Below are 25,555 nucleotides of genomic sequence, written 5' to 3' on the forward strand. Positions count from 1 at the left end.
TCGACCACGATGTGGCGATAGGTCCAATCCCGGTCGGCGGCGGCGCGTTCGGCCAGATCACGGGTATCGTGATCGGCCATCCGTGGATACGTGGGGATAGCGGCAGCCACGTCCACCAGCACCGGCATCGGCGGAGCCACCACCCGATGCAGTGCGAACTCCCCCTTCTCCGGCCAATGTTCGAACATGTGTTCGATCATAAACCGAAGCGCCGACAAATAGCTCGCGGATTTGCCGGCCGCGTCGCAGTGTCACCGACTTTGGAACTCCAGTGCGGTCCGCCCGTCCGCCACCGGCCTCACAGCACGCAGCATCAGACCGCACGTCTCACCCAGCGCCCCCAACTCGGTCACCGTCCGCTCCCGCCCGCCGAAGCACATCGCCATGAACAGGTCGATCGCCGTATCGGCCCCCCGCCCCAGAATCGGCTCGATCACCACAACCGCCCCGTAAGCCCCTGCGGCGCGGGCGCATTCGGCGAGGATGGCTGCGGCGAGTTCGTCGTCCCAGTCGTGCAGGATGTCGGACAGAAGGTAGGCATCGGCACCGGTGGGGAGCGGATCGAAGAAGCTGCCCGCAACGGCGGATGCGCGGTCACTCAGGCCGGTCGCCGTGAATCGCTCGGTGGCGGCGGCCGTCGGCGCCAGGTCCAGCACTCGTCCGCGCACGCCGGGATGCGCGCGGAGAATCGCCGTCAGTAGGGTGCCGTCGCCGCCGCCGACGTCGAGAACGTCGGGGAAGCGACTCCAGTCGAACCGCGCCGCGATCTGGTCCGCGTAATCCCGGAAGCGGCAATTCATCTGGGCGTCGAAGGACGTGCGCAGCGCGGGCTCGGCTTCCAGATCGGCCCAGAAATCACGTCCATACCTGCGCGGATAGGCGGGCCGGCCGGAAGTGATCGTGCTCAGCAGTTCCACGAAGGCCAGTTCGGCGCGCCCGCCCGCGCTGCCGATATCGAGCAGCAGCAGCGCGAACGGGTCGGGGGAGTCCGCGCTCATCTGGTTGCCGAGGCTCGTGGGCCGGTAGCGACCGGACGCCGCTTCGTCGTCGAAGACGCCGATGGTGACCAGATGGTCGAGCAGTCGACGGAGCGCGGGAGCGGAGGTTCCCGTGCGAGCCGCCAGTTCTTCGGCGGTCGCGCCCGTGCTGCCCGCGTGGTCCACCAGCCGCAGCGTCGCGGCCACGCGGACGGCCATCGGTGTGGCCAGATCGGCCAGGGCGAGGATCGAGGCGGGTTGCTCCGGCGAATTCACCGGCCCAGACTATCCGGCAGACTCCCGGCGGCCATCGAATATCGTTGTGGCGCAGTGGTTGTGGGCCTCGTCGTTCAGCGGCTGACGGTGGTCTGCTGTTCGACGCGGGAGAGTTTCTCCGGGTTTCGGACCACGTAGAGGCCGGTGATCAGGCCGTCGTCGAGGCGCATTGCCACCACGTCGTCGATTCGTCCGTCGATCCGGACGATCAGTGCGGGGCAGCCGTTGATCTGGACCGCCTCGACGGTTGCCTCGGTGCGCAGTCGGGGCAGGCCGGTACGCAGGGCGCGGGCGACCCGGTCGGCGCCCGCGATCGGCCGCAGGACCGCCTGGACCACGCCGCCGCCGTCGCCGAGCAGCACCACGTCGGGAGCCAGCATGTCGACCAGATGCTGCAGGTCGCCGGTTTCGATGGCGTGCTGGAAGGCTTCGACGGCGCGGCGGGATTCGTCGGCGGATACCACGCCGCGGGGTCGGCGCGCGGCGACGTGAGCCCGTGCGCGATGGGCGATCTGGCGTACCGCGGCGGGCGTTTTGTCGACGGCCGCGGCGATCTCGTCGTAGCTCAGGTCGAACACCTCGCGCAGCACGAACACCGCTCGTTCCGTCGGTGCGAGCGTTTCCAGCACCAGGAGCATCGCCATCGACACGCTGTCGGCCAGTTCGACGTCCTCGGCCACATCGGGCGCGGTCAGCAGCGGTTCCGGCAGCCACGGACCGACGTAGGACTCCTTGCGGCGGCCGAGCGTGCGGAGCCGGGTCAACGCCTGGCGGGTGACGATCCGGACCAGGTAGGCGCGCTGATCACGGACGTCGTCGAGGTCCACGTCCACCCAACGCAACCAGGTCTCCTGCAGGATGTCCTCGGCGTCGGCCGCCGAACCGAGCATCTCGTAGGCAACCGTGAACAGCAGATTGCGATGGGTGACGAACGCTTCGGTGGCGCCGTCGATGCGCTCGCTCATGGGGGCTCCTGTCCGTGCTGTCTCGACTCCGGCACACACGAGACGCTCGCCGGATCCGCCGTGTGACACCTCCTGCAAGTGATACGCGTCACTACAGCGGTGATCTCGCGGCGATGGCCGGGGCGACCCACGCCGTGAGGTAGCGGCGCAGTTCCGGGCCACGCCGAGGGGGACGGCCCGGATCGACGACGAACGATTGCACGATGCGAAGCATATGTTCGACGAGTTCGTCCAGATCGGCGCCGGACACTCCGGCCGCGGTCCAGTCGACGGCGAAGCGTTGCAGGATCGATCGTCCGAATGCCAGTGCGGTGTCGGAGGTTACGCCGGCGGAGAAGGCCCCGGCCCGCCCCGGAGTGAGCAGTAGGTTGAGGTACCGCTCGTGCGGCAGCCGCTCGAGGGTGTAGGCGATGCCCTCGACCACCGCCGTGGCGGGGTCGCGGATTCCGCTCAGATGTTGGGCCAGAACGTCGAGGAACCGCCCGGTCTGCGCGACGGCGGTCGCGGTCAGCAGGCTCTCGGCACTGGGAAAGTAGCGGTACACGGTCTGACGGGTGACGCCGAGGTCCCGGGCGACCTCGGCGATGCTGAAATCGCTGCCGGACCGGTCGATCGCGGTGCGGGCGGCGGCGAGGATCCGTGCGACGGCTTCGTCGTCGTCCGCGGGCGTCGCCCCCGCCCAGCCATGCGTGCGCACCGAATGCCCCATCCCTTCCTCGAAGCGTCGACGGTACCGATCCTGCCGAGAGGGCAGCACTCGGCTCTTGACCATACATATGGAACCAACTGTATGGTCGTCCGGAAGTACCGGAGAGAAGGAAGACCATGCCAGCCACGACGCCGCCCCGTCCGAAACAACTCGATTCCCCGCTGCTGCCCAAGATCTTCAAGATCGTGGGCCGTGCGCAGGTGTGGACCTATCGGCGCACCGGCGGCCGCATCGGCGGCAAGTGGCGCATCGGGGCCGGCTTCCGCAAACCGGTGCCGACCCTGCTGCTCGAACATCGCGGCCGGAAGTCGGGCGTGCTCTACACGACGCCGCTGCTCTACATCACCGACGGTCCGAACACGGTCATCGTCGCCTCACAGGGCGGCCTGCCCAAACATCCGCAGTGGTATCTCAATCTGCGCGCCGAGCCCGACACGCACATCCAGATCGGACGGGACCGCCGTCCGGTTCACGCCGTCACCGCCGACCCGCAGGAACGGGCCCGCCTGTGGCCGTTGCTCGTCGACGCCTATGCCGACTTCGACACCTATCAAGCGTGGACCGAACGCGAAATCCCCGTGGTCGTCCTGCGTCCCCGCCCGGACGGCCGCTGACGAGAAGTGCGACGGACGAAACAGAAACGCCCGCTACCTCAGTGGTAGCGGGCGTTTCGTGGCGGAGGATAGGGGATTTGAACCCCTGAGGGCGTTAACCCAACCCGCGTTCCAGGCGAGCGCCATAGGCCACTAGGCGAATCCTCCGCAGAGCAATATACCGGGTGGACCCCCCGGAACAGCAAACCGGGCTATTTGTGCAGGCCGGCGAGGGCCTTCTTCAATTGCTCCTTGCAGGTGGTGCCGACGTCGGCGCTGTCGATGCTGCCCTCGGCCTGGATCCGCAGTTCCACTTTCACCGAGACGTTGGAGTCCAGGGCCGCGCAGGTGTAGTCGAGCGTCACGAAGCTCGAGTAGTTCTGCTGGTAGGCGGCGTAGTAGGCCTGGCTGCCGATGCCCGCGATATCGCCGGAGGTGCGGCCGCTGCCGGTGGTCTTGGTGTCGTAGTTCTTCCAGCTGTTGAACTGCGGATCGCTGTATTTGCTCTGGAAGTCGGCCTCGAGGTCGATATCGGAACCGTCGGTGCCGTACTTGCCGGCGCCGTCGTACCGGGCGCGGCAGGTCAGGTTGCCACCACCGAAGCTGGAGTCGGGTGCGCGTTCGGTGTGCTCGGGCGCGTCCTTGGGTGTGGGCGCCCACTTGCGCAGCACCGTGGCATCGATCAGCGAGCAGGCGTCGCTGACATTGGCCATCGAATAGTTGCCGTCGACACCCTTCTTGTCGCCGAGCGGTCCCTTACTTCCGCCCCCGCCACCGCCGGTGAGCGCGATCACGCCGATCACGATGCCGATCACCACGACCAGGCCGACCACGCCGCCGACGATCCACGGTGCGTTGTTCTTCTTGGGCGGCTGTGGATAGGCCGGCTGTTGCGCATAAGGCGGCGGGAACTGCTGCTGTGGATAACTCGGCACGGACGGTGGTGGCTGCTGTGCGTAGGGCTGCTGCGGGGCGCCACCGTGATAGGCGTCGAAACCCGCCCCCAGAACGGTCGGATCCGTGCCGGTCACCGGCCCGGGACGCCCACCCATGACGGTCGGATCGGTACCGGTGAGCGGCTGCTCCGGAGCCGCCGGCGTCGACCACCACTGCACGGTTTCGTTGGGCGGATTGCCTTGCCCCGGATACTCGGGCCCACCGTGCGGTGGATTACTGCCTGTCACGTCTTTCCTCCGGTCCTGGCGCGGAAGCCCCCTCGAAAAATGTCGCAGGTGATCGTATCGACTCCGCCCGGATTCCACTCGAGTGGACAGTTGTGACTACACTGGCCGACGGATCCCGCGCGGCGCGCATCCTGTGAACTCCCCCAGGGCCGGAAGGCAGCAAGGGTCAACGGGCTCTGCCGGGTGCGCGGGGTCCCCTTTCTTTCCCGGGGGAAATATTCTTATCTGCCACGGGGCGCATCCGGCGAGTAACGTGGTCGGCTGGGTCGGCGCCAGAAGCGCACGATCCGTCAACCTGTTACCTCGCTGCTTGAAAGGCTGCTCAGGATGCCCCGGCAAACGCAGATCGGTTTGATGAGCCATGCGGAACTCGTATCGGAACACGAGACGCAGACCGCGAACTACGCGAAGCTCCAGACCGAGAAGCTCACGCTGGATCTGACGAGGGGTAAGCCCTCGCCGGAGCAACTCGACCTCTCCACCGGCCTGCTCGCCCTGCCGGGCGCCGACGACTACCGCGACGGCACCGGCACCGACTGCCGCAACTACGGCGGCCTGCACGGACTGCCGGAGCTGCGCGCGATCTTCGGTGAACTGCTGGGCATTCCGGTCGAGAACCTGCTCGCCGGCAACAACGCCAGCCTGGAGCTGATGCACGACGTGATCGTGTTCGCGATGCTGCACGGTACGGCCGACTCGCAGCGCCGCTGGGCCGACGAGCCGATCAAATTCCTGTGCCCGAGCCCGGGATACGATCGCCACTTCGGGATCACCGAATCGCTGGGCGTGCAGATGATTCCGATCGCCATCAACCATGACGGCCCGGACGTGCACGCCATCGCGGAGCTGGTCGCCGCCGACCCGCTGATCAAGGGTCTGTGGGCGGTCCCCAACTACTCCAACCCGACCGGCGTGAACTTCTCCGAAGAGGTTGTGCGCGAACTCGTTTCGATGCCCACTGCGGCGCCGGACTTCCGCCTGTTCTGGGACAACGCCTACGCGGTGCACCCGCTGACCGATACCGCCGCCCCGGTGTTCGACGTGCTCGGAATGGCCGCGGCGGCCGGAAACCCCAACCGGCCCTTCGTGTTCGCCTCCACCTCGAAGATCACCTTCGCCGGTTCCGGAGTCAGCTTCTTCGGCTCGTCCACCGAAAACCTCACCTGGTACCTGAAGTACGCCGCCAAGAAGAGCATCGGCCCGGACAAGGTGAACCAATTGCGTCACCTGCGCTTCTTCGGTGATGCCGAGGGTGTGCGCCGGCATATGCAGGCCCACCGTGCGGTGCTGGAGCCGAAATTCAAACTGGTGCTGCGCATTCTGGAGGATCGCCTGGGCGCCTCGAAGGTCGCCTCCTGGACCGAGCCCAAGGGCGGCTACTTCATCAGCCTGGATGTGGTCGAGGGCACGGCCGCGCGCGTGGTGGCGCTGGCCAAGGAGGCCGGCATCGCCCTGACGCCCGCCGGTTCGGCGTTCCCCTACGGAAAAGATCCGGAGGACAAGAACATTCGCATCGCCCCCAGCTTCCCGTCGCTCGCCGACCTGGAGAAGGCGATGGACGGTCTGGCGACCTGCGTCCTGCTCGCGGCGACCGAGAAGCTGCTGGAGAAGTAGGGTCGGCGCGACCCGCCACGGAGTCGGAAGACCGGTTCGCGAGCCCCTGTTCGGGGACCGCGAACCGGTCTTTGCTTCGCGTTGTCCGGTCGGAACCGGTTACTGCGGCTTGTGCGCCAGTACCGCGAACATCGTCACCGAGAGGTGGAGGTCACCCGTGCGCGCGCCGGCTTCCAGTTCCGCCAGCAACTCCCGCCGCTGCGCCTCGGTGATCGCCCCGCGCGCCTCGGCCATCTCGGCGATGCGGGCCACCAGCGCACCCGCGCCGGCGCTCGCGTCCTGGACCAGCGCATGCGAGCCGATATCGTCGACGACCAGTCCGGCCCCGGAGAGCAGGCCCGGCAGCCGCCGTCCCGAGAACGGGTTGGTGGTGTTGGTGATCAGGGTCTCGATCACCTCGTGCACGACTCGTCGGTCGCCGGGGTGCACGATGGCGGTGCCCCAGTCACTGTCCATGACGACGACGCGGCCGCCCGGCTTCAGTACCCGGGCGATCTCGCGGGCGGCGCGCGCCGGGGCGGTCAAATGCTGAAAGACCCGCTCGCACAGCGCGACATCGAAGGTGTCACCGCCGAACGGCAGTCCGTAGGCATCACCGGGTACGAACCGGGCCGGCGAATTGTGCTGGGCGGCACGGCGTTCCGCCCCGGCCAGCAGATTCGGATCGGGTTCGACGCCGACCGCGTCACCGGTCGGGCCGACCGCGTCGGCGAAGACCAGCACCTCCGAGCCGGTGCCGGATCCGATGTCGACCGCACTTTCGCCCGGAGCGACGGCCAGGGCGTCGTGCGCCCAGCGGCGTAGTCCGCGAATTCCGGGGAGTGCAGCCTGCAGATCGTTGACGTCGATGAGTTGGTCGCGGCCCGCGCGATCGAAACGGTCCGGCCTCAGCCCTGAGGGCGAGGAATTGTCTGCCGAGGAGCTGTGTGTGGGCGCCATATCTTCCACCGTGGGTGTTGCCAAAGTGTCGGGCATGAAGATTCACCCTACGCGCGCAGAAAAGCTACGGGTGGGTAGGCATGTGAGTCCGGTCACGTCCGTCGGTAGGCGGAGATCCGGCCGTCTGCCATGATCGATACATGGTGAGCCGCAAAGTGTGCCTCGCGCAGGAACCGGAGGCGGACAAGCTGTTGTCGGAGGACGACTTCGCCCTCTTGACCGGGATGCTGCTGGATCAGCAGTTTCCCCTCGAACACGCTTTCCGCGGTCCGAAGAAGATCGCCGACCGCATGAACGGTTTCGATATCCACCGGATCGCCGAGGCCGATCCGGAGGAATTCGAGGAATTGGGCGCGACCCCGCCCGCCATTCACCGCTACGGCCGGTCGATGGCCCGGCGCACCCAGGAACTGGCCCGATACGTCGTCGAACACTACGACGGCACCACCTCCGAGATCTGGACCCGCGACGATCCCGACGGCAAGGAAGTGCTGCGCCGGCTGAAGGAGCTGCCCGGCTACGGGGACCAGAAGGCACGCATTTTCCTGGCGTTGCTCGGCAAACAACTCGGTGTGCGCCCGGCGGGGTGGGAGAAGGCGGCCGGCGCCTACTCGGAGCCGAATTCGCGCCGCTCCGCTGCCGATATCGTCGACAACGAGTCACTGCTCGAGGTGCGGGCCTTCAAGAAGCAGATGAAGGCCGCCGCGAAGGAAGCCAAGGCGAAATAGCCCGCGCCTGCGGCGATCCGGCTACTGCGCGGTGTAGCCGCCGTCGACCAGGTGGTAGCTCCCGGTGATGAACGTGGCCGCATCGCTGACCAGGAATGCGACCAGCCCCGCGACCTCCTCGGGTGTACCGAGCCTGCCCAGAGCGTGTTTCTGTGCCAGGAAGGCCTGTGTTTCCTCGTCGAGGTTGGCGCCGAGCAGCGGAGTGTGGATGAAGCCGGGCCCGACGGCGGTGACCCGCACGCCCTGGGCCGCGTATTCCAGGGCCGCGTTCTGGGTGAGGCCGAGCAGGCCGTGTTTGGCCGTCACGTACGCCGAGGAATTCGCGAATCCCACGCTGCCGAGGATCGACGCCATATTCACGATGGCGCCGCCGCCGGCCGCCGCGACCGCCGGAAGCTGTTCGTGCAGTGCGTAGAACACGCCGTCGAGGTTCACCGACAAGACCTTGCGCCAGCCCTCCAGCGAATAGTCGCCGATCAGCGCGCTCTCCCCGCTGATACCGGCATTGTTGACCGCGATCCGCAGCGGTCCGAGTTCAGCGGCCGCCGCGACGCTGCGCTGGACGGTCTCCGGATCGGAGGCGTCGCCGGCGAAGGCCGCCGCCTGTCCGCCCGCCCCGCGAATTTCCTCGACCACCGTATGCGCGTTGTCCTCGTCGAGATCGAACACCAGGACCGCGGCGCCGCTGCGCGCGAGTTCGTGCGCGACCGCACGTCCGATCCCGGAACCGCCGCCACTGACTATTGCCGCACGGTTGCTTACGTCATAAACGGCCATGATCGACACCCTCTCCGAGACATCGGTTAGCTCATGTACGGGGTCCTGATCGCTCGACGCCGAGTGTAGCTACGAGTTAGCGGTTATGGGGCGGGCGGTGCCGAATCGGTGCTGTCCGCACCGCGGCCGTGCGTACGCCGGACTGCGCGCCCGGTCAGCTGCTGCTCGCCGCCGCGGTGGCGAAAGGCGTTGTGGTGACGCGGGTTTCGCGATGGGCGGGCGGCTGCCACAGTCCGCGACGCTGCAGGATCGGCAGGACTCCCTCACCGAACCAGTACGCCTCCTCCACATGCGGATAACCGGAGAGAATGAACTGCGTGATGCCGAGGCGGGAGTACTCGATCAGCCGCTCGGCCACCTCTTCGTGCGAGCCGACCAGCGCCGTTCCCGCGCCGCCGCGCACCAGTCCGACACCCGCCCACAGGTTGGGCGCGATCTCGAGCCGATCGGTGTTGCCGCCGTGCAGTTCCAGCATGCGCCGCTGGCCCTCGGATTCGCTCTGCGCCAGATTCGCCTGCACCCGTTCGATATCCGCCGGATCGACCGCCGACAGCAACCGGTCCGCCTCGGCCCAGGCCTGTTCGGAAGTGTCGCGGGAGATGACGTGGATGCGCAGGCCGTAGTCGAGAATCCGCCCCTGATCGACCGCGAGGCGGCGGATCCACTCCAGCTTCTTGCTCACCGCGAACAGCGGCTCGCCCCAGGTGAGATACGTGTCGGCATAGCGGGCGGCCACGGGTCCGGCGGCGGCCGAGGAGCCACCGAAGAACACCGGCGGAATCGGATCGGGCCGATTGTTCAGTTGCGCGTTGCGCACCTGCAGGTGCTTGCCCTCGAACGTCACCGGAGCACCGGACGCCCACAGCTCCCGCACGATGTGCAGGAATTCGCCGGTGCGCTCGTACCGCTGTTCCTTGTCCAGGAAGTCGCCGTAGGCCTGCTGTTCGTGCGGTTCGCCGCCGGTCACGACGTTGAGGAGCAGACGTCCCCGCGAATGCCGCTGGAATGTTCCGGCCATCTGCGCGGCGAGCGTGGGACTCACCACCCCGGGGCGGAACGCGACCAGGAATTTGAGGGTTTCGGTGGTCTCCACCAGCATCGCCGTCGTCAGCCAGGCGTCCTCACACCATGCCCCCGTCGGCGTCAGCACCGCCTCGAAGCCGTTCTCCTCCGCGGCACCCGCGATCTGATTCAGATAGCGCAGCGACGCCGGACGGTCGCCCGACATCGAGGTGCCGTGACCGCCCGCGACCAGATTGCGGGAATCGCCATAGGTGGGAAGAAACCAGTGGAACGAAAGGCTCATTTCGGACATGATGGCCGACGACCGGAAGTGAGTCACCGGTTGTAATCGGGCTGGTTCTTAATCTGGCCCATCCGCATCGAACGCCCGCAAACTCCACCGATGCCGTGTGTCTGTGCCGGACACGGCAACCTGTGCTGCCGCGTGCCGGCAGTCGGAAAGTCGAGGAATCAAGCAGTGAAGATGAGGAAATTCGCCGTGCTCACGGCGCTGGTCGCGACGACGTTGGGTGCGCTGGCGGGGACGGTTCAGGCCGCTCCGGCCGCCGACGACGGTGTGGTGAACTACCAGGCGAGGTCCACCGAGAACGCGGCCGTCATTTCGACCGATGCCGGGTCGATGGATGTCGAGGACGGCGTATTCAAGATCAAGGCCGCCGATGGGACCACCGTCGCCGGAACGCAATTGACGTTCCGGGTCGACGATTTCGAGTTCCCGATCGCCGCCGATATCTCCGGTCGTACCGCGACGCTGACTCCGCAATTCGATCTGCAGCATGCGGTCTACAAGCCGGTCGCGCTCCCGTTCGAGGACAGCGCGCCGTGGAAGACCCCGTATGAGCGCGAGGTCGCCGCCTTCACTCGTCTCAAGGACACCATCGCTACCGGCGCTGCCATCGGCACCGCGGCCGGTGGTATCGGCGGCGCGGTCATCGGCTGCATCGCCGGCGCTGCCCTCGGTGTCGTCGCCACCGGCGCGCTGGCCACCCTGTTCGGCCTCGGCCCGCTCGGCGGCTGTGTCGCGGGTGCCGCCGCCGTCGGCTTCCTGGGCGTGTTCGCCGGCCAGATCTTCGTGACCGCTCCGGTCGCCATCGCCGCCGTGATCCAGTACTTCTCCACCATCAACGAGCCGTTCAAGGCCCCGGCCAAATGAAGCGGTTACCGGCCCCACCCCTGAGCCGGTAATTATTTCAGCGGTCGAATTGAAGGACCCCCGCACTTTCGAGTGCGGGGGTTCTTTTTTAATTTGTGAGATTCGATTTATTTTTCCCTGTGGAGCTATTCGAATCGACCTGGTTATTAACCTCGTCGCTTTTTCGCATTCACCACAAACTGGATAAAGCCGATGCGGCCGAATGCAATGAGTGATGAGGGAAAAACAGTGAAGATGAGGAATTTTGCCGTGGTCGCGGCCACGGTGGCCGCCGCCGTCGGCGTGACGGCCGGCACCGTGAATGCCGCGCCCGACACACCCGACGAAGGTGTCGTCAATTATCGGGCATCGACGAACGAGAAGTCGACGATCATATCCACCGACGCCGGTTCGCTGGATGTGGAAAATGGTGTCTTCAAGATCAAGGCCGCCAATGGGACGACTCTGGCCGGAACGCAATTGACGTTCCGGGTCGACGATTTCGAATTCCCGATCGCCGCCGATATCGCCGGTCGCACCGCCACCCTGACTCCGCAGTTCGATCTGCAGCACGCGGTCTACAAGCCGGTCGCGCTCCCGTTCGAGGACCAGGCGCCGTGGAAGACACCCTATGACCGGGAAGTAGCGGCGTGGACCCGCCTGACCAGCACCATCACCGCGGGCGCCACGATCGGCACGCTGGTCGGTGGCATCACCGGCGGAGCCGTGGGCTGCTTGCTCGGCGGTATCGCGGGTGCGACCGTCGCCGCGGCCGCGATCGTCGGACTGTTCGGCGCCTTCCTGCCGGCGGCCGTGATCGGCTGCTTCGGCGGCATCATCGCGGTCGGTGCGCTGGGCACGCTGGCGGGCCAGTTGCTGGTCACCGCACCGGTGGCGATCCTGGCTGTCGCCCAGTACTTCACCACCGTCAATGCGCCGTTCAACCCTGCTCCGGCTCCGGCCAAGTAGGGCAGAGCGGTATCCCGCCGGGTGCCCCGGGTCGATCGGCACCGACCCGGGGTACTCGGTTCTCGCGAAACACCCTGTAGTACAGGGTGTTTCGGCACAATCAGCGTGGAACAGGGGTGCCGTCCAAGGTGGCGATCGCGATCGTGGCGGCACGGGCGATCGTCGCATTGTCGTATTCGGCGTCCGGCCGGTCGCGGGTGGACAGGATCGTCAGCACGATCGGCGCACGTCCCGGCGGCCACGCCACGGCGATGTCGTTGCGCGTTCCGTAGCTGCCCGCGCCGGTCTTGTCGCCGACCTGCCAGCCCGCCGGCACCCCGGCCCGGATCAGCGCACCGCCGGTGGTGTTGGCCCGCAGCAGTCCGGTGAGCACGTCGCGATCATCGGCGGCGACCGCCGGGTCGAGCACGTAGTGCCGCAGATCGGCGGCCAGCGCGCGCGGCGTACTGGTGTCGCGCTCGTCGCCGGGCAGGGCCTCGTTCAGCGTGGTCTCGGTGCGGTCCATCCGCGTGGTGGTATCGCCGATGGCGCGCAGCCGCTGCTGCAACCCCTGCGGGCCGCCGAGTTCGGCGAACATCAGATTGCCGGCGGTGTTGTCGCTGAACCGCACCGCGGCGTCCATGATCTCGCGCAGAGTCAGACCCTGGTCGACATGTTGTTCGGTGACCGGGGAATTGGGCAACAGATCGGCCCGGGTGTAGGTGATGCGACGGTCGAGTTCGGCGGGTGGGAGGGTGCTCAGCAGCGCTCCCGCGGCCAGCGCCTTGAACGTCGAGCAATACGGAAACCGCTCGTCCGAGCGATATTCCACGACCCGTCCGGTGCCGGTGTCGAGCGCGTATACGCCGAGCCGGCCGTGCAGGCGAGCCTCCAGATCGTGGAATTCGGCCAGCGATTCGGCGGCGAGCGGAACCGTCGATGTGGGCGCCGCGGTCGATACGGGCGCGCTCGATACGGGCGCGGCGCTTCGATCGGCACCGCAGGCGCTCAGCGGGATGAGCGTGGCAGCGGCCGCGACCAGCACGGCCGAGCGGGTGAAGCGAGGGGGCATCATATGCGTTCCTTGTGGATGGATGGCTGTGAGCGCTCGCAGCAAGAGTGGCAGCCCTCGCGCATGCTGTCCAAGACACCTGTGGCGGTATCCATGCTGTTTCGGCATAGACTGCGCGATCGTGGACATGGTCGCCGCCTGCAAGGCGTTCGTCGCGGTGAGCGGGCTCGGTAGCTTCACCGCGGGTGCGGCCGCCGCGCAGATCCCGCAGTCGGTCGCGAGTCGCCGGATCGCGGCGCTGGAACGGCACTTCGGCGCGCGATTGCTCGAACGAACCTCGCGCACGGCCACATTGACCTCGTTCGGCCGCGATATGCTGCCGTCGGCGCGGCGGCTGGTCGAGGCCGCCGAGGCTCTGGCCGAACATGCCGAGCGGGCCCGGCAACGCCCGTTCCGGTTGGCGCTGCCCGCCACCTGCGGGCCGGTGCCGCTGGCCGCGCTGATCGCCGAATGCCGCGCCGCGCAACTTCGGCTCGAACCGGAGCCGGCCGATCCGGCGTGGCGCGCGGAACTCACCCGCACCCACGAGGTGCGTGCCGCGATCCTGGCTGTCCCCGCCGATCGCGGCGTCTGGCGCGTACCGCTGGGCCTGGCCGACACCACCGGCCCGCACAGCGCGCCGATCTTTCTGGAAACCCTTCGGGTACTCCGCCTTTCGGGAGGGCAACGTCGGCGCGGCGTATGGATACAGCCGGAGGACGATGTGCCGCACATCCGCGATCGGATCACCCGGCTGCGCGATTCGCTCGGCTTGCGCCCGGCTCAGGTGGAGGTCGCGCCGTCGCTGGTCACCGCGGTCGCCGAGGTACTCGACGGCACCGATCTGCTGTTGTGCTCGCCCGCCCAGGCCGCCGAACTGGGCCTGCACTGGCGGCCGATCGGGGAGGTGGAGCTCGCCCGGGGCTACGACATCGCGGCCGGATCGCGCGAGGACGCGGAACGCGTACGCGCCCTGGGCGCCGAACCGATCGGCCGCTGTCTCGGCGTGCCGGACAACGACGTCGCACGCGACGAGCGGAGCTGAACATGGGCGTTTCGACCGCACTGCGCCGCGCGCGCACGGAACTGCACGACGCCGGACTGGACGGCTCGATCCTGGTGCGCGATCTCGACACCGGCGACGAGCTGGGCCTCGACGCCGAACTGGAATTGCCGATCGCTTCGCTGGTGAAGGTGCCGCTCGTACTGGCGACGATGGAACGGGTGATGCGCGGCGAGATCGATCCGGCGGCTCCGATCCGGGTGCTGCCCGGCCGCAGCACGGTGGCCGGCCCGACCGGGTTGAGCAGATTTCGCCATCCGGCCACGGTCGCGGTCGAGGATCTGATGTATCTGAGCATCGCGATCAGCGACGGCGGGGCCACCGACGCCCTGTTCGAGCTGACTCCGCCCGCCGCGGTGACCGCCGAACTGCGCCGCCTGGGCCACGAGGGCATCGCGGTGCGGCATCTGGCCGACGATCTGGTGCGGACCCCGGCCGAGCAGTTCGCCCCGGCCGACGGTCACCTCGCCCATGCCCTGGCCATCGAGGCCGCCACGGCCGGCCGCGGGCATCCGGTCACGCAACTCGACATCAGCCATGCCAACACCGGCACCGCGCGAGCGTTCGTCGATCTGCTCGCCGAAGTGTGGCGGCCGGTGCGGGCCCACCGCGACGCCGCCGCGAGAGTGCGAGAGTTCCTGTCGGGCAACCTGTTACGTCAACGCCTCGCCCCCGATTTCAGCTCCGACGCCACCCGCTGGTCGTCGAAGACCGGCACGCTGCTGAATCTGCGGCACGAGGCGGGCGTAGCCGAACACGCCGACGGGCAAACCCTGGCCGTAGCCGTGCTGACCCGATCGCGGGTACCCGCCGTGGTGCAGCCCGGCGCGGAGGCCGCGATGGCCACCGCCGCGCGGATCCTCCACGACGAACTGCGGATGCGCCCCTCCTGAGCATGTGACGGATAGTTATGTTCCCGCTGCGTGTAACGGGTGAGCGAATCGCGCTGCCGGGTCATCGTCGGGTATGGCCTCCACAGCACCGCAGCAGATCTCCGATCGCGACCTCGACGACATCTTCGGCCCCGTATTCGACCGCATCGCCGCCGGGGCGGTGGCGCGCGAGATCGATCGCCGCCTGGCCTACGAGGAGGTCGACTGGCTACGGCAAGCCGGATTCGGGGCGCTCCGGGTGCCGGCCGAATACGGCGGCTTCGGCGTCAGCGTGCGACAGCTGTTCCGGCTGCTGATCGACCTGGCCGCCGCGGAATCCAATCTGCCGCAGGCACTTCGGGTGCACTTCTCGTTCGTCGAGGATCAGCTGCTGGCCGAGCCCGGTCCCGCGCGCGAGCACTGGCTGCGCGCGGCCGGCTCCGGTGTGCTGGTCGGTAACGCCATCACCGAACCGGGCGTCGGCGCGGTAGACCGCTACCGCACTCGGCTGACTCGTGGCACCGGCAACGACTGGCTGCTGAACGGCACCAAGTACTACAGCACCGGTTCGCTGTACGCCGACCATATTCTGGTCGCGGCAGACCGTGACGGGGAACGGGTGTCGGTGCTGGTCGACGCGAATGCCGACGGTGTGCGCCAGAGCGACGACTGGGACGGCTTCGGGCAACGGCTGACCGCCAGCGGCACAACGGAATTCAACGATGTGCGGATCGCCGAAGAGCGCGTGCTCGGCCCGGGTTACGGCGCGCCCGGCCGTACCTACGCCACCTCGTATCTGCAGTTGGTGCAGTTGTCGGTGCTGGCCGGTATCGCCCAGCGGGCGGAATCCGACGTTCGGGCCTGGGTCGCCGACCGCACCCGCAGCTACAGCCATTCGGTCGCCGATCTACCCCGCCACGACCCGCTGGTACAGCAGGTGATCGGGAAGCTGTCGGCCGCGGCGTTCGGAGCGCGGGCCAGTGTGCTGGCCGTGGCCGACCTGCTGGACGGCGTGCTGGCCGCCGGAGCACAGGACGAGGCCGCGCTGGATGCGGTCGAATTGGCCTCGGCCCAGGCGCAACTCGGTGTGATCGACACCGTCCTGACCGCTACCACCCAGCTGTTCGAGGTCGGTGGCGCCTCGATCACCTCCGAAGATCTGCGGCTGGACCGGCATTGGCGCAACGCCCGCACCATCTCGGTGCACAATCCCGCGGTTCAGAAGGCGCGAGCCATCGGCGACCACCTGCTCAACGGATCCGAACTCCCGTACGCGTGGAGCGCGGGCAGCCGCGCGGGTCAGGTGCGGCGATGACCCGGCGCATCCGTTTCAACGCCTTCGATATGAACTGTGTGGCGCACCAGTCCCCGGGGCTGTGGCGCCACCCCGAGGACCAGTCGCATCGCTACAAGGAGCTGAGCTACTGGACCGAATTGGCGAAACTGCTGGAACGCGGCCGTTTCGACGGCATCTTCATCGCCGACGTGCTGGGTATCTACGACGTGTACGGCGGCAACGACATCGCCGCGTTGCGGCAGGGCGCGCAGGTACCGGTCGCCGATCCGCTGCTGCTGGTCTCGGCGATGGCGGCGGTGACCGAACATCTGGGGTTCGGCATCACGACCGGCACCGGGTTCGAGCATCCCTTCCCGTTCGCCAGGCGGCTGTCGACCCTGGACCATCTGACCAACGGCCGGTTGGGCTGGAACGTGGTCACCGGATATCTACCGTCGGCCGCCGCCAATATGGGTGAGTCCGAACACCTCGACCACGACGAACGCTACAACCACGCCGACGAATACCTCGAGGTGCTGTACAAGCTCTGGGAAGGTTCCTGGGAGGACGACGCGGTCGTGCGCGACCGGGCGCAGGGCATCTACGTCGATCCGGCGAAGGTGCATCACATCGGGCACGCCGGAAAGCACTTCACGGTGCCGGGTATCCACCTGTCGGAGCCCTCGCCGCAGCGGACCCCGGTGATCTACCAGGCAGGCGCCTCACCCCGCGGCGTAGCCTTCGCCGCCGAGAACGCCGAGGCGATCTTCGTCGCCGCGCCGTCGAAACGATTTCTGGCACAGACGGTTACCCGTATCCGCGATGCGCTGGAGGCGGCCGGTCGCGACCGCTACGCCGCCCGGGTCTACGCACTCGCCACGATCATCACCGACGCCACCGACGAAGCGGCGCAACGCAAATACGACGAATACCGCTCGTACGCGAGCGTCGAGGGCGGCCTGGTGTTCATGTCCGGCTGGATGGGTATCGACCTGTCCCGGTACGACCTCGACGACCCGATCGGCGAGGTCAATAGCAATGCGATCCTGTCCGCCGTGGCCGCGTTCCAGGAATTCGACGACGACGGCCGGGAATGGACCGTGCGGGATATCGCGGCCTGGGCCGGCATCGGCGGAATGGGGCCCGTATTCGTCGGATCGGGTACGTCGGTGGCGGACCGGCTCCAGGAATGGGTCGACGAGACCGATATCGACGGCTACAACCTGGCCTACGCGATTACCCCGGGTACATTCGAAGATATTGTGCGGCACGTGATTCCGGTGCTCACCGAGCGCGGCGCCTATCCGCGGGAGTATGTCCCGGGCACCCTGCGCAACGCGCTGTTCGGCGCGGGCGACCGGTTGCCGGCCGACCATCGCGGCGCCCGCTATCGGCTCGGCGGGCCGGGTTCGACGGCGCTGCCGGACGAACAGGTGCGACCGCAGGCGGGCATCACGGCGACGTGACCGATCGGCGGTGCGGGTACATCGATTCCCGGTGATTGCAACTGTCAACGAAAGCCGCTGGCAAGCGCAGTATTTCGGCTATGACGAATCAGAATTCGAAACGCACCGCCGCCATCGTCGGCGCCGGCATCGCCGGTGTCACCGCCGCTCTCGGACTGCAGCAAGCCGGGTTCGACGTCACGATCCACAGCGATCGCGACCAACGCGGTCTGCGTGACGACATCCCCGCCACCGGAACCGCGCTCATCTTCGGTGAGGCCCAGGCCGCCGAAACCGCCCTCGGACTCGACACCTACGTGAATCGGGCCCCGCAGCACACCGGACTCAGCGTGCGCATCGCGGGTCCCGGGCCGGAGCGGCCCGAATTGATCGGATTCGACGGCGATTTCGACGGGTTCGTCGGTATCGCGGTCGACACCCGGCTCAAGGTCGACGAGCGACTGACAGCGTTCGTCGAGGCCGGTGGTCGCTTCGTGGTCGAGAAGGTGACCCCCGAGAGCCTGGACGCCATCGCCGCCGCGAACGATCTGGTACTGGTCGCGACCGGTAAGGCGGGTTTGGCGGAGCTGTTCCCGATCGACACCGAACGGACCGTCTACGACGCGCCGCAGCGCAGCCTGCTCACCGTCACCGTGACCGGATTGGGGTACGACCCCGAGGTTTTCGCGCACCGCAGCACGTCCGGCGGGCAGCACAGCGGATTCTCCATCTTCGCCGAGCAGGGCGAGGCGTGGTGGGGTCCGTATCTGCACAAGGACGCCGGGCCGAGCTGGGCCTTCCTCGGCTGGGCGCGGCCGGGCAGTGAATGGGAGAGCCGGTTCGCCGCCGCGGATTCCGCCGAGTCGGCGCACCGCATCGTGACCGAGCTCTACCGCGACTACATCGACTGGGATCTGCCGGAGGTGCTGGCCACCAAGGTGATCGCCGAGGACCCGCACTCCTGGCTGAAGGGCGCGGTGCGGCCGGTGGTTCGGCACGGTGTCGGCCGCACGGCGGGCGGGCACGTCGTGGCGGCGCTCGGGGACACCGCGGTCGCCTACGACCCGATCGCCGGCCAGGGCGCGCAGAGCGGACTCATTCAGGCGCAGCGGCTCGTCGCGGCCGCCTCCGCGCACGAGGGCCCCTTCGACGCCGAATGGATCGAGGAGCAGTACACCGCGTTCCTGCTGGCCCGCTCCGATGCCGCCGCCAAGGTGACCCGCCTGTTCCTCGGCGATCCGGAGCTGGCCGAGATCGGCAACCGGTTCTTCGCCGCCGCGGCCGTCGACCAGCGCGTCGCCTCGGTGCTGGTGAGCACGCTGCACAAGCCACAACCCCTGCTGCAGATCAACTCGCTCGCCGACGCCGACGCGCTGCTCGAGCGGATCACCGGTGAGGGCGCCGACGAGCTGGTCGCGCGATTCCAGCCGGCGGGCCGGTTCGAACGCTCGCGGTACGGCTCGGCGGTCGCTCCGGCGTAACGGCGGGCCGTTGATCGGAGCACAGCGGCTGATCCGATCCTGAGGATTCAAACCCTCGTCCGGGCGGTTCGGCGGTGTTGAAGTGGAAGTGCGCCGGGTGCACGGTTGCCGCACTCGGCGCACTGACCACGGTTGTACCGACCACGGTTCGCGCACCGAACATCCCGGCCGTCGGCGCGACCGGGTACGGATGTCCCCATCACAGGAGTGTCGATGACCACCGAGAAGATCGCCGAGCAGACCCGGTTCGCCTACTGGGTGCCCAACGTCAGCGGCGGGCTGGTGACCAGCACGATCGATCAGCGCACCGGCTGGGATTTCGAATACAACAAGAAGCTGGCGCGCACGGCCGAGAACAACGGCTTCGACTACGCCCTCTCGCAGGTGCGCTACACCGCCTCCTACGGGGCGGAATACCAGCACGAGTCGACGTCGTTCAGCCTCGCGCTGCTGGGCGCCACCGAGCGGCTGAAGGTGATCGCCGCCGTGCACCCGGGGCTGTGGCATCCGGCGGTACTGGCGAAATTCGGGGTCACCGCCGACCATCTGTCCGGCGGACGCTTCGCGATCAATGTCGTATCCGGTTGGTTCGGCGGGGAGTTCACCGCGCTCGGGGAGCCGTGGCTCGAGCACGACGAGCGGTACCGGCGCAGCGCAGAATTCCTCGAGGTCATCCGCAAGCTGTGGACCGAGGACGAGGTGAACTACGCCGGCGACTTCTACCGGATCCGCGACCTGACACTGAAGCCCAAGCCGCTCAACACGGCGGAGCGGCCGAATCCCGAACTCTTCCAAGGCGGTAACTCGACCGCCGCGCGCCGCAACGGCGGCCGCTACGCCGACTGGTACTTCTCCAACGGCAAGGATTTCGACGGCGTCACCGAACAGATCGAGGATGTCCGGGCGGTCGCGCGCGAGCACAACCGTGAGGTCAAGTTCGGCCTGAACGGGTTCATCATCGCGCGTGACACCGAGGCCGAGGCCCGCGACACTCTGCGCGAGATCATCGAGAAGGCCAACCGGCCCGCCGTGGAGGGTTTCCGCGACGCGGTGCAGCAGGCGGGGGCTTCCACGCGCGACGGCAAGGGCATGTGGGCCGATTCCACCTACGAAGATCTGGTGCAGTACAACGACGGCTTCCGCACCCAGCTGATCGGCACTCCCGAGCAGATCGCCGAGCGGATCGTCGCCTACCGCGACCTGGGGGTCGACCTCATCCTCGCGGGCTTCCTGCACTTCCAGGAGGAGATCGAGTACTTCGGCGCCAAGGTGCTGCCGCTGGTCCGGGAGCTGGAGGCCCAGCGCGAACCCGAATTGGCGGCGAGTCGATGACTGCCGTCGCCGCCGCGCGGATCACCTCCGCCGCCCAGGCTCACGAGACGGCGGCACGTCTGGCCGCGCAGTTCGCGGTCGATGCGGCCCGGCGCGACAGTGCCCGCGAGTTGCCGCATCGGGAACTGGACCAGCTCTCGGCCAGTGGGCTGCTGGCCGTCACCGTGCCGGCCGAATTCGGTGGTGCGGATCTGGCGCCCGCCCAGGTGGCGGAGGTGTTCCGGCTGCTGGCGGCGGCGGACCCGAATATCGCGCAGATTCCGCACAGCCATTTCGTCTATCTGAATCTGTTGCGACTGGCGGGAACTCGGGCTCAGCGGGAACGGTATTTCGGACGGGTGCTCGCCGGCGCGCGGATAGCGAACGCGCAATCCGAGCGCAGCAGCGCGACCATCGCCGAAATCGGCACCACACTGCGTCCCGCCGACGGCGGGTTGAGAATCGACGGAACCAAATTCTATTGTACGGGTTCGCTTTTCGCGGATCTGCTGGCCGTCCTGACCCGTCTGGACGATCCCGACGGGCGCAGCGGCCTGGACCCCGGCGAATACATCGCCTTCCTGCCCGCCGATACCGCGGGTGTGACGATCGTCGACGACTGGAACGGCATCGGCCAGCGCACGACGGGTAGCGGGACCGTGACACTCGAGGCGGTGCGGGTCACGGGTGACCAGCTGATCCCGCGGGCGGCGGCGGTGCGTGCCCCCACCGGTTACGGAGCCTTCGCGCAGTTGCTGCACGTCGCGATCGACGTGGGCATCGCCCGCGGCGCGCTGGACGCGGCCGCGGAGTTCGTGCGCACCGAGAGCCGCCCGTGGTTCGAGGCCGGGGTCGATCGGGCGAGTGAGGATCCGCTGGTGATCCAGCGCATCGGCGAGTTGGCGGTCACCGTGGCCGCCGCCGAGGCGACTTTCGAGGTGGCCGGGCGAGCCGTGGATCATGTGGTCGCACAGACGAACAGCGGCGCACTCGACACCGAGACGGCCACCGCGCTCGCGGCGGAGGCGTCGATCGCGGTCGCCACCGCCAAGATCACCTCCGACCGCGCCGCGAACGAGGTGTCGGCCGCACTGTTCGAGGTGAGCGGAACCCGCAGTGCCGCAGCCGATCTGGGTTTGGACCGGTTCTGGCGCAACGCCCGCACGCATACGCTGCACGATCCGGTGCGGTGGAAATACCAGCACATCGGGCGCGCGGTGCTCAACGGCACCGCACCCCCGTTGCACGGCGTCATCTGAACAGACGTCCGCGAGTGAGTCGAGAAGTGGGTAACCATGTCTGATCTGAGCGAAATACCCTCCGACAGTGCGGGTTTGCGTCGTGCCTTCGCGCATTTCCCGAGCGGTGTGGTCGCGGTCTGCGCGGAATTCGACGGCGTTCCAGCCGGTTTGGTGGTGAGCACCTTCGTGCCCGTATCCCTGGATCCGCCGCTGGTGTCCTTCTGCGTGCAGAACAGCTCGACCACCTGGCCCACACTGGTCGGCGCCCAGCGATTGGGTCTGAGCCTGCTCAGCGCCCACCAGGACGAGGCGGCGCAGCGAATGAGCAGCCGCAACGGTGACCGGTTCGGCGATGTCGAAGTGCATCGGGGAGAGGGTGGTTCCCTCTTCGTCGGCGGCGCGGCGGCCTGGCTGGAGGGCGCGGTGCACACCCAGGTGTCGGCCGGCGACCATCAGGTCGTCCTGGTGCAGATCACCCGCCTGGCTACGCGCTCACAGCACGAACCGCTGGTCTTTCACGGCAGCCGATTCCGCCGCCTGCATCCCGGCGCAGATCCGGCCTCAGCCGAGGTCGCGTAACCCGTCCGGTCCCGGCCGCGAGGGCCGGAAACAGAGCCGCCGCCGCGGTCCGGGATCGGGAGCGGTGTGATCGAGCACCGCGGAGGCGAGCCCGCGCGCTCGCATGCCGGCGCGGTCCATGTCCTGGCTCAGCGCGTCGAGATGAATCAGTGTGTGCCGCAGCAGAATAGGCCCGATGTCGGCCGGTTCGACGCAGGCGTCGTGATAGGCCCGCACTGCCCGCGGATCCTCGGTGAGCGCGGCGATGCCGCCCAGCCGCACCCGTTGCGTCAATCCGGTCCAGACCCGCTCGTCCTCCGCGTTGCGCAGATCCCGCCAGCCCCCGCGGTAATCCAGGTCGCGGATGATCGCATCGGCCGGTTTGCCGGTCCTGGTCTCACCGACGACCGCCCAGAGCGCCAGCAGCCAACTCAGGGCCCAGAGAACGGTGTCCGGCTCGCGGCGGTACAGCGTGTGCAGATCCGACCACGCCTCGTACTGGGTGAGCAGATTGGCCCAGTCGAAGACCAGCGTCTCGACCTCGCGCAGCAGCGGAGCGGGCAGGTCCTCGTCCGAGGGCCGCACGATCTCGACCGCGCGGCCGGAAACCGGATCGCGCAGTTCGACCATGTCGGTCTCGGCTGTCGCGACCCATCTATACGGTTCCCCGGCCATCCTTCGGATTGAGCCACGAATTCGCCGGGGGTGCAAGCAGAACGCCCGTGATGTCCGAAACCGGTGTCGCGGCGCGGCGCGCGGTCCGCCCCGCGACACCGGCCCGGATCAGGGCTGTCCGCTCACGACCGCGTTGACGGCGTCCAGGAACGGCTGGCCGCCCATCGCGTATCCGCCCGCGATGGCGCCGACCACCATGCCGATCGGCCCGGTGATGATGCTGAAGAAGCCCATCCCGAGGACGGCGCCGATCAGGCCGCCGAGCACGCCACCGGCCACCAGGCCGACAACGTTCTGATTGATTTCGTTGGTCAGCCGCGCCATCGAATTGATCGGCTGCATCTCGCCGATCTCGGTGGCGGTGGCCTTGGGCTCGAGCACGACCTTGTGCCCGTCGTCGCTGATGTGTTGCGCGACATGGACCGTGCTGCCGGCCATCCGGTACGTCAGCGGCACCGTGACGAGGTCGGCGCCGTTGTCGGACTTCAGGGCCACAGCGGTCGCGTCCTTGTCGACCTCGAATCGCCCGTGCTCGACGACCGCGGTCAGGACCCGCGAAAAGTCGCTGAGCACAGCGTGATAGGTGACTCCGCGGTCGGTTCCGGAGGTGGTGATCTCTTTGGCGGCGGCCGGTGGTGCGGCCGGGGGACTGGCGTTCACGGTTCCCGCGGTGATCCCGACCGTGGCCACCGCCAGGATCGAGGTTGCGGCGAACGTGCCGAACTTCATTCAGGATTCCTTCTCACGAGACTTCCGGCCGAACGGTCCGGACGAAAGCTGACAATAACGCGTCGAACGCTAATTGCCAGACTTGGTAATTCCGGAACCCGAACGGCGGCATTGTTGTGCGATCGTGATCAAGTAATTTAGTGAAAAAGAAACCTTTTTATTTTCGATGCGTCGGGCCCCGCCGCCGCCTCGACGCGAACGCCCGGATGGTGTATGCATTTGCGAGGTCTGCAAATTCGCAAGTGTTCTTCGATCATCGTTCGGGGTGGTTCGAAGCGTTACCGCTCTGGAGGACGAGTACGTGTCGCGCCGACGTGTTCAAGCCGGTGTCACCCTGACGGGCTTCGTGATTGCCGCCGCGCTGTCGGCGGCATGTCTGATCGCCGCCGCGCTGTCGTTCACCGCCGGCCGGCATCATTCGGACGAAACGCGTGCCGCGGCAGCGGTATCACCCACCACCACGGTCGCGCCCGTGGCCGCCGAGACGCCCGCCCAGCCGACCGCCACCGGTGTCACCTCCTCGGCGTCGGACGAGCCGCTGGTGCTGAACAAGGGTGCCGATCAGAAGCATCCGGGCGAGACGGTGGCCGTCGGCGATTGCGTGGCCGCGGTGGTCGCCACGCCCGACGCCGGCGCTCCGGTGCAGAAAACCGCTTGCGCCGGTACGGATTCGCGCTACAAGGTCACCGCGAAGGCCGTCGCGGGCGCGCACTGCCCGGCCGATGCCGACCGCTCGGTGGCCGAGACGCTGCCCGGCGGTGCCACCGACACCCTCTGCCTCGACTTCAACTGGGTCACCGGCGCTTGCATGAATATCGCCGACGGCAGTCCCACTCCCGTCGACTGTGCCACCGCAGCCCCGGGCCGGGTGCGCGTGGTGGAAATCAAGAACGGCACCACCGACGTCAACAGCTGCTCCGACGGTGACCGCGGATTCGTCTACAACGAAAGGCGTTTCGTGGTCTGCGTGACGCACTACTGAGTGTCGCGCGCCGGGGCCGGCAGCAGTTTGCTGAACTCGCGGTTGGCAATTCGCGCCACCAGCTCGTACGGCCACGCGAACTTGCGAGCGAACCAGTAGCCGATGCGAATATCGGGCGAGGTGTGCACCAGGAAGCGGTTGTGCCGGACGCCGGAGATGATCCGGTCGGCGACCTTCTCCGGCGTCACCGCATGCCCCTCGAACAGTTTCACCATCCGCCGCACCCGAGGATCGTCGCGATCCACGCCGACGATCTGCACGGTGCCCACCAGCGGCGTGCGCACCGCCCCGGGCACCACCAGGCTCACGCCGATGTCGTGGCGCTCCAAGTCGAATCGCAGCACCTCCGACACTCCGCGCAGCCCGAACTTCGCGGCGCTGTAGGCCGCATGCCACGGCAGCGCGAGCAGCCCCGCGGCCGAGGACACGTTGACCAGGTGTCCGCCGCGCCCCGCCGCCACCATCGGCGGCACGAAGTTCTCGATGATGTGGATCGGGCCCATCAGATTCACATCGACCATCGACTTCCAGTGGCGGTGCTCGAGATTCTCGACCGTGCCCCAGGTGGCGATGCCGGCGATATTCATGACCACGTCGAGGCTGCCGTACTCGTCGTGCACCCGCTTCGCCCACGAGGTCACCGCCTCGTAATCGGAGACGTCGAGCACCTGCGCCTCCAGCACCTCACCCCCGCCGGCGCGGATCCGCGCCGCCGTCTCGGCCAGCCCCTCGGCATCGATATCGGTCAGCACCAGCCGCATCCGCGCCGCGGCCGCAGCGACCGCGGTTGCCCGGCCGATCCCGCTGGCCGCGCCGGTGATCAGGCACTTCCGGCCGGTCAGATCTTTCATCGTGGTCTCCCCTTATTTACGAACACTGTTGTTCACAATAGAGGTTTTTCCTCGCGGCACCAGACACCCTAGGGGGCTTCTCGGCCACCCCGTCCGTTTGAACCGGTTTGATAAAGTCGGCCGACCAGGTGCAAGCATGATCAACCGAAGGGGGC

Annotated in this window: 26 protein-coding genes, 1 tRNA gene and 1 other RNA gene; 15 read left to right on the forward strand and 13 right to left on the reverse strand. The window is 67.7% G+C overall.

Translation table 11 applies throughout. From position 1 onward, the window contains the following. The 4 genes from A5780_RS12305 to A5780_RS12320 all read right to left on the reverse strand — a co-directional run. Positions 1-188 (reverse strand): hypothetical protein (locus A5780_RS12305; RefSeq protein ID WP_156769472.1); only part of this gene is annotated, 188 nt, incomplete at its 3' end. Between the two features lie 63 nt (positions 189-251). Further along, entirely contained in the window at positions 252-1,253 is a 1,002-nt protein-coding gene (locus A5780_RS12310) for a methyltransferase (RefSeq protein WP_197521737.1), read from the reverse strand. Between the two features lie 74 nt (positions 1,254-1,327). After that, positions 1,328-2,218 carry an RNA polymerase sigma-70 factor gene (locus A5780_RS12315; RefSeq protein WP_064908485.1) on the reverse strand — a complete coding sequence of 297 codons (891 nt, stop codon included), beginning with the start codon at positions 2,216-2,218 and terminating at the stop codon, positions 1,328-1,330. 91 nt (positions 2,219-2,309) lie between these two features. Next, on the reverse strand, positions 2,310-2,915 hold the full coding sequence (locus A5780_RS12320) for a TetR/AcrR family transcriptional regulator (protein WP_064908506.1): 606 nt from the start codon (positions 2,913-2,915) through the stop codon (positions 2,310-2,312). A 128-nt stretch (positions 2,916-3,043) separates the two neighbouring features. On the opposite strand from A5780_RS12320, the gene A5780_RS12325 reads away from it, so the two are divergent. Beyond that, complete coding sequence (locus tag A5780_RS12325; RefSeq protein ID WP_064908486.1) at positions 3,044-3,541, forward strand: nitroreductase family deazaflavin-dependent oxidoreductase; 498 nt, start codon at positions 3,044-3,046, stop codon at positions 3,539-3,541. A 59-nt stretch (positions 3,542-3,600) separates the two neighbouring features. Here A5780_RS12325 and A5780_RS12330 read toward each other — a convergent pair. Beyond that, positions 3,601-3,688, reverse strand: a tRNA-Ser gene (locus A5780_RS12330). Positions 3,689-3,732: 44 nt separating this feature from the next. Then, a complete protein-coding gene (locus tag A5780_RS12335; RefSeq protein ID WP_156769473.1) occupies positions 3,733-4,704 on the reverse strand; it encodes a hypothetical protein in 972 nt (323 codons plus the stop codon). A gap of 107 nt (positions 4,705-4,811) precedes the next feature. Here A5780_RS12335 and ffs point away from each other — a divergent pair. Together ffs and A5780_RS12345 are read left to right on the forward strand one after the other, a co-directional pair. Next, an RNA gene (gene ffs, locus A5780_RS12340) (signal recognition particle sRNA small type) lies at positions 4,812-4,906 on the forward strand. A 125-nt stretch (positions 4,907-5,031) separates the two neighbouring features. Continuing rightward, positions 5,032-6,318 carry an aminotransferase class I/II-fold pyridoxal phosphate-dependent enzyme gene (locus A5780_RS12345; RefSeq protein ID WP_030516553.1) on the forward strand — a complete coding sequence of 429 codons (1,287 nt, stop codon included), beginning with the start codon at positions 5,032-5,034 and terminating at the stop codon, positions 6,316-6,318. 99 nt (positions 6,319-6,417) lie between these two features. Here A5780_RS12345 and A5780_RS12350 read toward each other — a convergent pair whose 3' ends face one another. Further along, positions 6,418-7,257, reverse strand: coding sequence for a methyltransferase domain-containing protein (locus A5780_RS12350; RefSeq protein WP_064908488.1), 840 nt, complete (start codon positions 7,255-7,257; stop codon positions 6,418-6,420). A 140-nt stretch (positions 7,258-7,397) separates the two neighbouring features. Here A5780_RS12350 and A5780_RS12355 point away from each other — a divergent pair, with 140 nt between their 5' ends. Next, the gene (locus A5780_RS12355) at positions 7,398-7,985 is read left to right on the forward strand and encodes an HhH-GPD-type base excision DNA repair protein (protein WP_030516551.1); all 588 of its coding nucleotides are present in this window, start codon (positions 7,398-7,400) and stop codon (positions 7,983-7,985) included. Between the two features lie 21 nt (positions 7,986-8,006). Here the strand turns inward: A5780_RS12355 and A5780_RS12360 are convergent, their stop codons facing one another. After that, positions 8,007-8,762: an SDR family NAD(P)-dependent oxidoreductase gene (locus A5780_RS12360; RefSeq protein ID WP_064903241.1), complete on the reverse strand. Its 756-nt coding sequence runs from the start codon at positions 8,760-8,762 to the stop codon at positions 8,007-8,009. Positions 8,763-8,916: 154 nt separating this feature from the next. Further along, complete coding sequence (locus A5780_RS12365) at positions 8,917-10,068, reverse strand: LLM class flavin-dependent oxidoreductase (RefSeq protein ID WP_063010949.1); 1,152 nt, start codon at positions 10,066-10,068, stop codon at positions 8,917-8,919. A gap of 174 nt (positions 10,069-10,242) precedes the next feature. Here A5780_RS12365 and A5780_RS12370 point away from each other — a divergent pair, with 174 nt between their 5' ends. Both A5780_RS12370 and A5780_RS12375 read left to right on the forward strand, forming a co-directional pair. Then, positions 10,243-10,938 (forward strand): hypothetical protein, encoded by a 696-nt coding sequence (locus tag A5780_RS12370; RefSeq protein WP_064908489.1) that lies wholly within the window; start codon positions 10,243-10,245, stop codon positions 10,936-10,938. 234 nt (positions 10,939-11,172) lie between these two features. Next, positions 11,173-11,886, forward strand: a complete 714-nt coding sequence (locus tag A5780_RS12375) for a hypothetical protein (RefSeq protein ID WP_156769474.1) — start codon at positions 11,173-11,175, stop codon at positions 11,884-11,886. Between the two features lie 100 nt (positions 11,887-11,986). On the opposite strand, the gene bla is transcribed toward A5780_RS12375, so the two are convergent. Next, a complete protein-coding gene (gene bla / locus A5780_RS12380) occupies positions 11,987-12,937 on the reverse strand; it encodes a class A beta-lactamase (protein ID WP_082976434.1) in 951 nt (316 codons plus the stop codon). A 127-nt stretch (positions 12,938-13,064) separates the two neighbouring features. Between bla and A5780_RS12385 the strand changes: the two genes are divergently transcribed. From A5780_RS12385 to A5780_RS12420, 8 genes are all read left to right on the forward strand, one after another. Continuing rightward, positions 13,065-13,961: a LysR family transcriptional regulator gene (locus A5780_RS12385; protein WP_231982927.1), complete on the forward strand. Its 897-nt coding sequence runs from the start codon at positions 13,065-13,067 to the stop codon at positions 13,959-13,961. Positions 13,962-13,963: 2 nt separating this feature from the next. After that, the gene (locus A5780_RS12390) at positions 13,964-14,872 is read left to right on the forward strand and encodes a serine hydrolase (protein ID WP_030516544.1); all 909 of its coding nucleotides are present in this window, start codon (positions 13,964-13,966) and stop codon (positions 14,870-14,872) included. Positions 14,873-14,945: 73 nt separating this feature from the next. Then, positions 14,946-16,166 carry an acyl-CoA dehydrogenase family protein gene (locus A5780_RS12395; RefSeq protein ID WP_064908493.1) on the forward strand — a complete coding sequence of 407 codons (1,221 nt, stop codon included), beginning with the start codon at positions 14,946-14,948 and terminating at the stop codon, positions 16,164-16,166. After that, positions 16,163-17,593: an LLM class flavin-dependent oxidoreductase gene (locus A5780_RS12400; RefSeq protein WP_064908507.1), complete on the forward strand. Its 1,431-nt coding sequence runs from the start codon at positions 16,163-16,165 to the stop codon at positions 17,591-17,593. Before A5780_RS12395 ends, A5780_RS12400 begins: the two co-directional genes overlap by 4 nt. A gap of 80 nt (positions 17,594-17,673) precedes the next feature. After that, on the forward strand, positions 17,674-19,053 hold the full coding sequence (locus tag A5780_RS12405) for a styrene monooxygenase/indole monooxygenase family protein (protein WP_064908494.1): 1,380 nt from the start codon (positions 17,674-17,676) through the stop codon (positions 19,051-19,053). A 213-nt stretch (positions 19,054-19,266) separates the two neighbouring features. Further along, on the forward strand, positions 19,267-20,385 hold the full coding sequence (sfnG, locus tag A5780_RS12410) for a dimethylsulfone monooxygenase SfnG (protein ID WP_030516541.1): 1,119 nt from the start codon (positions 19,267-19,269) through the stop codon (positions 20,383-20,385). Beyond that, positions 20,382-21,623 carry an SfnB family sulfur acquisition oxidoreductase gene (locus A5780_RS12415; protein WP_064908495.1) on the forward strand — a complete coding sequence of 414 codons (1,242 nt, stop codon included), beginning with the start codon at positions 20,382-20,384 and terminating at the stop codon, positions 21,621-21,623. The genes sfnG and A5780_RS12415 overlap by 4 nt, the downstream gene beginning before the upstream one ends. Before the next feature lie 36 nt (positions 21,624-21,659). Continuing rightward, positions 21,660-22,184: a flavin reductase family protein gene (locus A5780_RS12420; RefSeq protein WP_064908496.1), complete on the forward strand. Its 525-nt coding sequence runs from the start codon at positions 21,660-21,662 to the stop codon at positions 22,182-22,184. On the opposite strand, the gene A5780_RS12425 is transcribed toward A5780_RS12420, so the two are convergent. After that, positions 22,167-22,838, reverse strand: coding sequence for a hypothetical protein (locus A5780_RS12425; protein ID WP_051756529.1), 672 nt, complete (start codon positions 22,836-22,838; stop codon positions 22,167-22,169). The genes A5780_RS12420 and A5780_RS12425 overlap by 18 nt on opposite strands. Positions 22,839-22,946: 108 nt before the next feature. Further along, positions 22,947-23,567, reverse strand: coding sequence for a hypothetical protein (locus tag A5780_RS12430; protein WP_030516537.1), 621 nt, complete (start codon positions 23,565-23,567; stop codon positions 22,947-22,949). A gap of 301 nt (positions 23,568-23,868) precedes the next feature. On the opposite strand from A5780_RS12430, the gene A5780_RS12435 reads away from it, so the two are divergent. Beyond that, positions 23,869-24,549 (forward strand): hypothetical protein, encoded by a 681-nt coding sequence (locus A5780_RS12435; protein ID WP_064908497.1) that lies wholly within the window; start codon positions 23,869-23,871, stop codon positions 24,547-24,549. On the opposite strand, the gene A5780_RS12440 is transcribed toward A5780_RS12435, so the two are convergent. Then, positions 24,543-25,400 (reverse strand): SDR family oxidoreductase, encoded by an 858-nt coding sequence (locus A5780_RS12440; RefSeq protein ID WP_064908498.1) that lies wholly within the window; start codon positions 25,398-25,400, stop codon positions 24,543-24,545. The genes A5780_RS12435 and A5780_RS12440 overlap by 7 nt on opposite strands. Positions 25,401-25,555 lie beyond the last annotated feature (155 nt).

The sequence above is a fragment of the Nocardia sp. 852002-20019_SCH5090214 genome (assembly GCF_001665865.1).
In the GTDB taxonomy this organism is placed as follows: domain Bacteria; phylum Actinomycetota; class Actinomycetes; order Mycobacteriales; family Mycobacteriaceae; genus Nocardia; species Nocardia nova.

What these genes read in the sequence shown, in the direction of transcription:
- A5780_RS12355 (WP_030516551.1), top strand. Translation starts at nt 7,398, where the DNA reads ATGGTGAGCCGCAAAGTGTGCCTCGCGCAGGAACCGGAGGCGGACAAG.
- A5780_RS12345 (WP_030516553.1), top strand. Translation starts at nt 5,032, where the DNA reads ATGCCCCGGCAAACGCAGATCGGTTTGATGAGCCATGCGGAACTCGTA.
- A5780_RS12325 (WP_064908486.1), top strand. Translation starts at nt 3,044, where the DNA reads ATGCCAGCCACGACGCCGCCCCGTCCGAAACAACTCGATTCCCCGCTG.
- A5780_RS12425 (WP_051756529.1), bottom strand. Translation starts at nt 22,838, where the DNA reads ATGGCCGGGGAACCGTATAGATGGGTCGCGACAGCCGAGACCGACATG.
- A5780_RS12360 (WP_064903241.1), bottom strand. Translation starts at nt 8,762, where the DNA reads ATGGCCGTTTATGACGTAAGCAACCGTGCGGCAATAGTCAGTGGCGGC.
- A5780_RS12365 (WP_063010949.1), bottom strand. Translation starts at nt 10,068, where the DNA reads ATGAGCCTTTCGTTCCACTGGTTTCTTCCCACCTATGGCGATTCCCGC.
- A5780_RS12440 (WP_064908498.1), bottom strand. Translation starts at nt 25,400, where the DNA reads ATGAAAGATCTGACCGGCCGGAAGTGCCTGATCACCGGCGCGGCCAGC.
- bla (WP_082976434.1), bottom strand. Translation starts at nt 12,937, where the DNA reads ATGCCCCCTCGCTTCACCCGCTCGGCCGTGCTGGTCGCGGCCGCTGCC.
- sfnG (WP_030516541.1), top strand. Translation starts at nt 19,267, where the DNA reads ATGACCACCGAGAAGATCGCCGAGCAGACCCGGTTCGCCTACTGGGTG.
- A5780_RS12405 (WP_064908494.1), top strand. Translation starts at nt 17,674, where the DNA reads ATGACGAATCAGAATTCGAAACGCACCGCCGCCATCGTCGGCGCCGGC.
- A5780_RS12395 (WP_064908493.1), top strand. Translation starts at nt 14,946, where the DNA reads ATGGCCTCCACAGCACCGCAGCAGATCTCCGATCGCGACCTCGACGAC.
- A5780_RS12350 (WP_064908488.1), bottom strand. Translation starts at nt 7,257, where the DNA reads ATGGCGCCCACACACAGCTCCTCGGCAGACAATTCCTCGCCCTCAGGG.
- A5780_RS12375 (WP_156769474.1), top strand. Translation starts at nt 11,173, where the DNA reads ATGAGGAATTTTGCCGTGGTCGCGGCCACGGTGGCCGCCGCCGTCGGC.
- A5780_RS12385 (WP_231982927.1), top strand. Translation starts at nt 13,065, where the DNA reads ATGGTCGCCGCCTGCAAGGCGTTCGTCGCGGTGAGCGGGCTCGGTAGC.
- A5780_RS12420 (WP_064908496.1), top strand. Translation starts at nt 21,660, where the DNA reads ATGTCTGATCTGAGCGAAATACCCTCCGACAGTGCGGGTTTGCGTCGT.
- A5780_RS12430 (WP_030516537.1), bottom strand. Translation starts at nt 23,567, where the DNA reads ATGAAGTTCGGCACGTTCGCCGCAACCTCGATCCTGGCGGTGGCCACG.
- A5780_RS12390 (WP_030516544.1), top strand. Translation starts at nt 13,964, where the DNA reads ATGGGCGTTTCGACCGCACTGCGCCGCGCGCGCACGGAACTGCACGAC.
- A5780_RS12315 (WP_064908485.1), bottom strand. Translation starts at nt 2,218, where the DNA reads ATGAGCGAGCGCATCGACGGCGCCACCGAAGCGTTCGTCACCCATCGC.
- A5780_RS12400 (WP_064908507.1), top strand. Translation starts at nt 16,163, where the DNA reads ATGACCCGGCGCATCCGTTTCAACGCCTTCGATATGAACTGTGTGGCG.
- A5780_RS12415 (WP_064908495.1), top strand. Translation starts at nt 20,382, where the DNA reads ATGACTGCCGTCGCCGCCGCGCGGATCACCTCCGCCGCCCAGGCTCAC.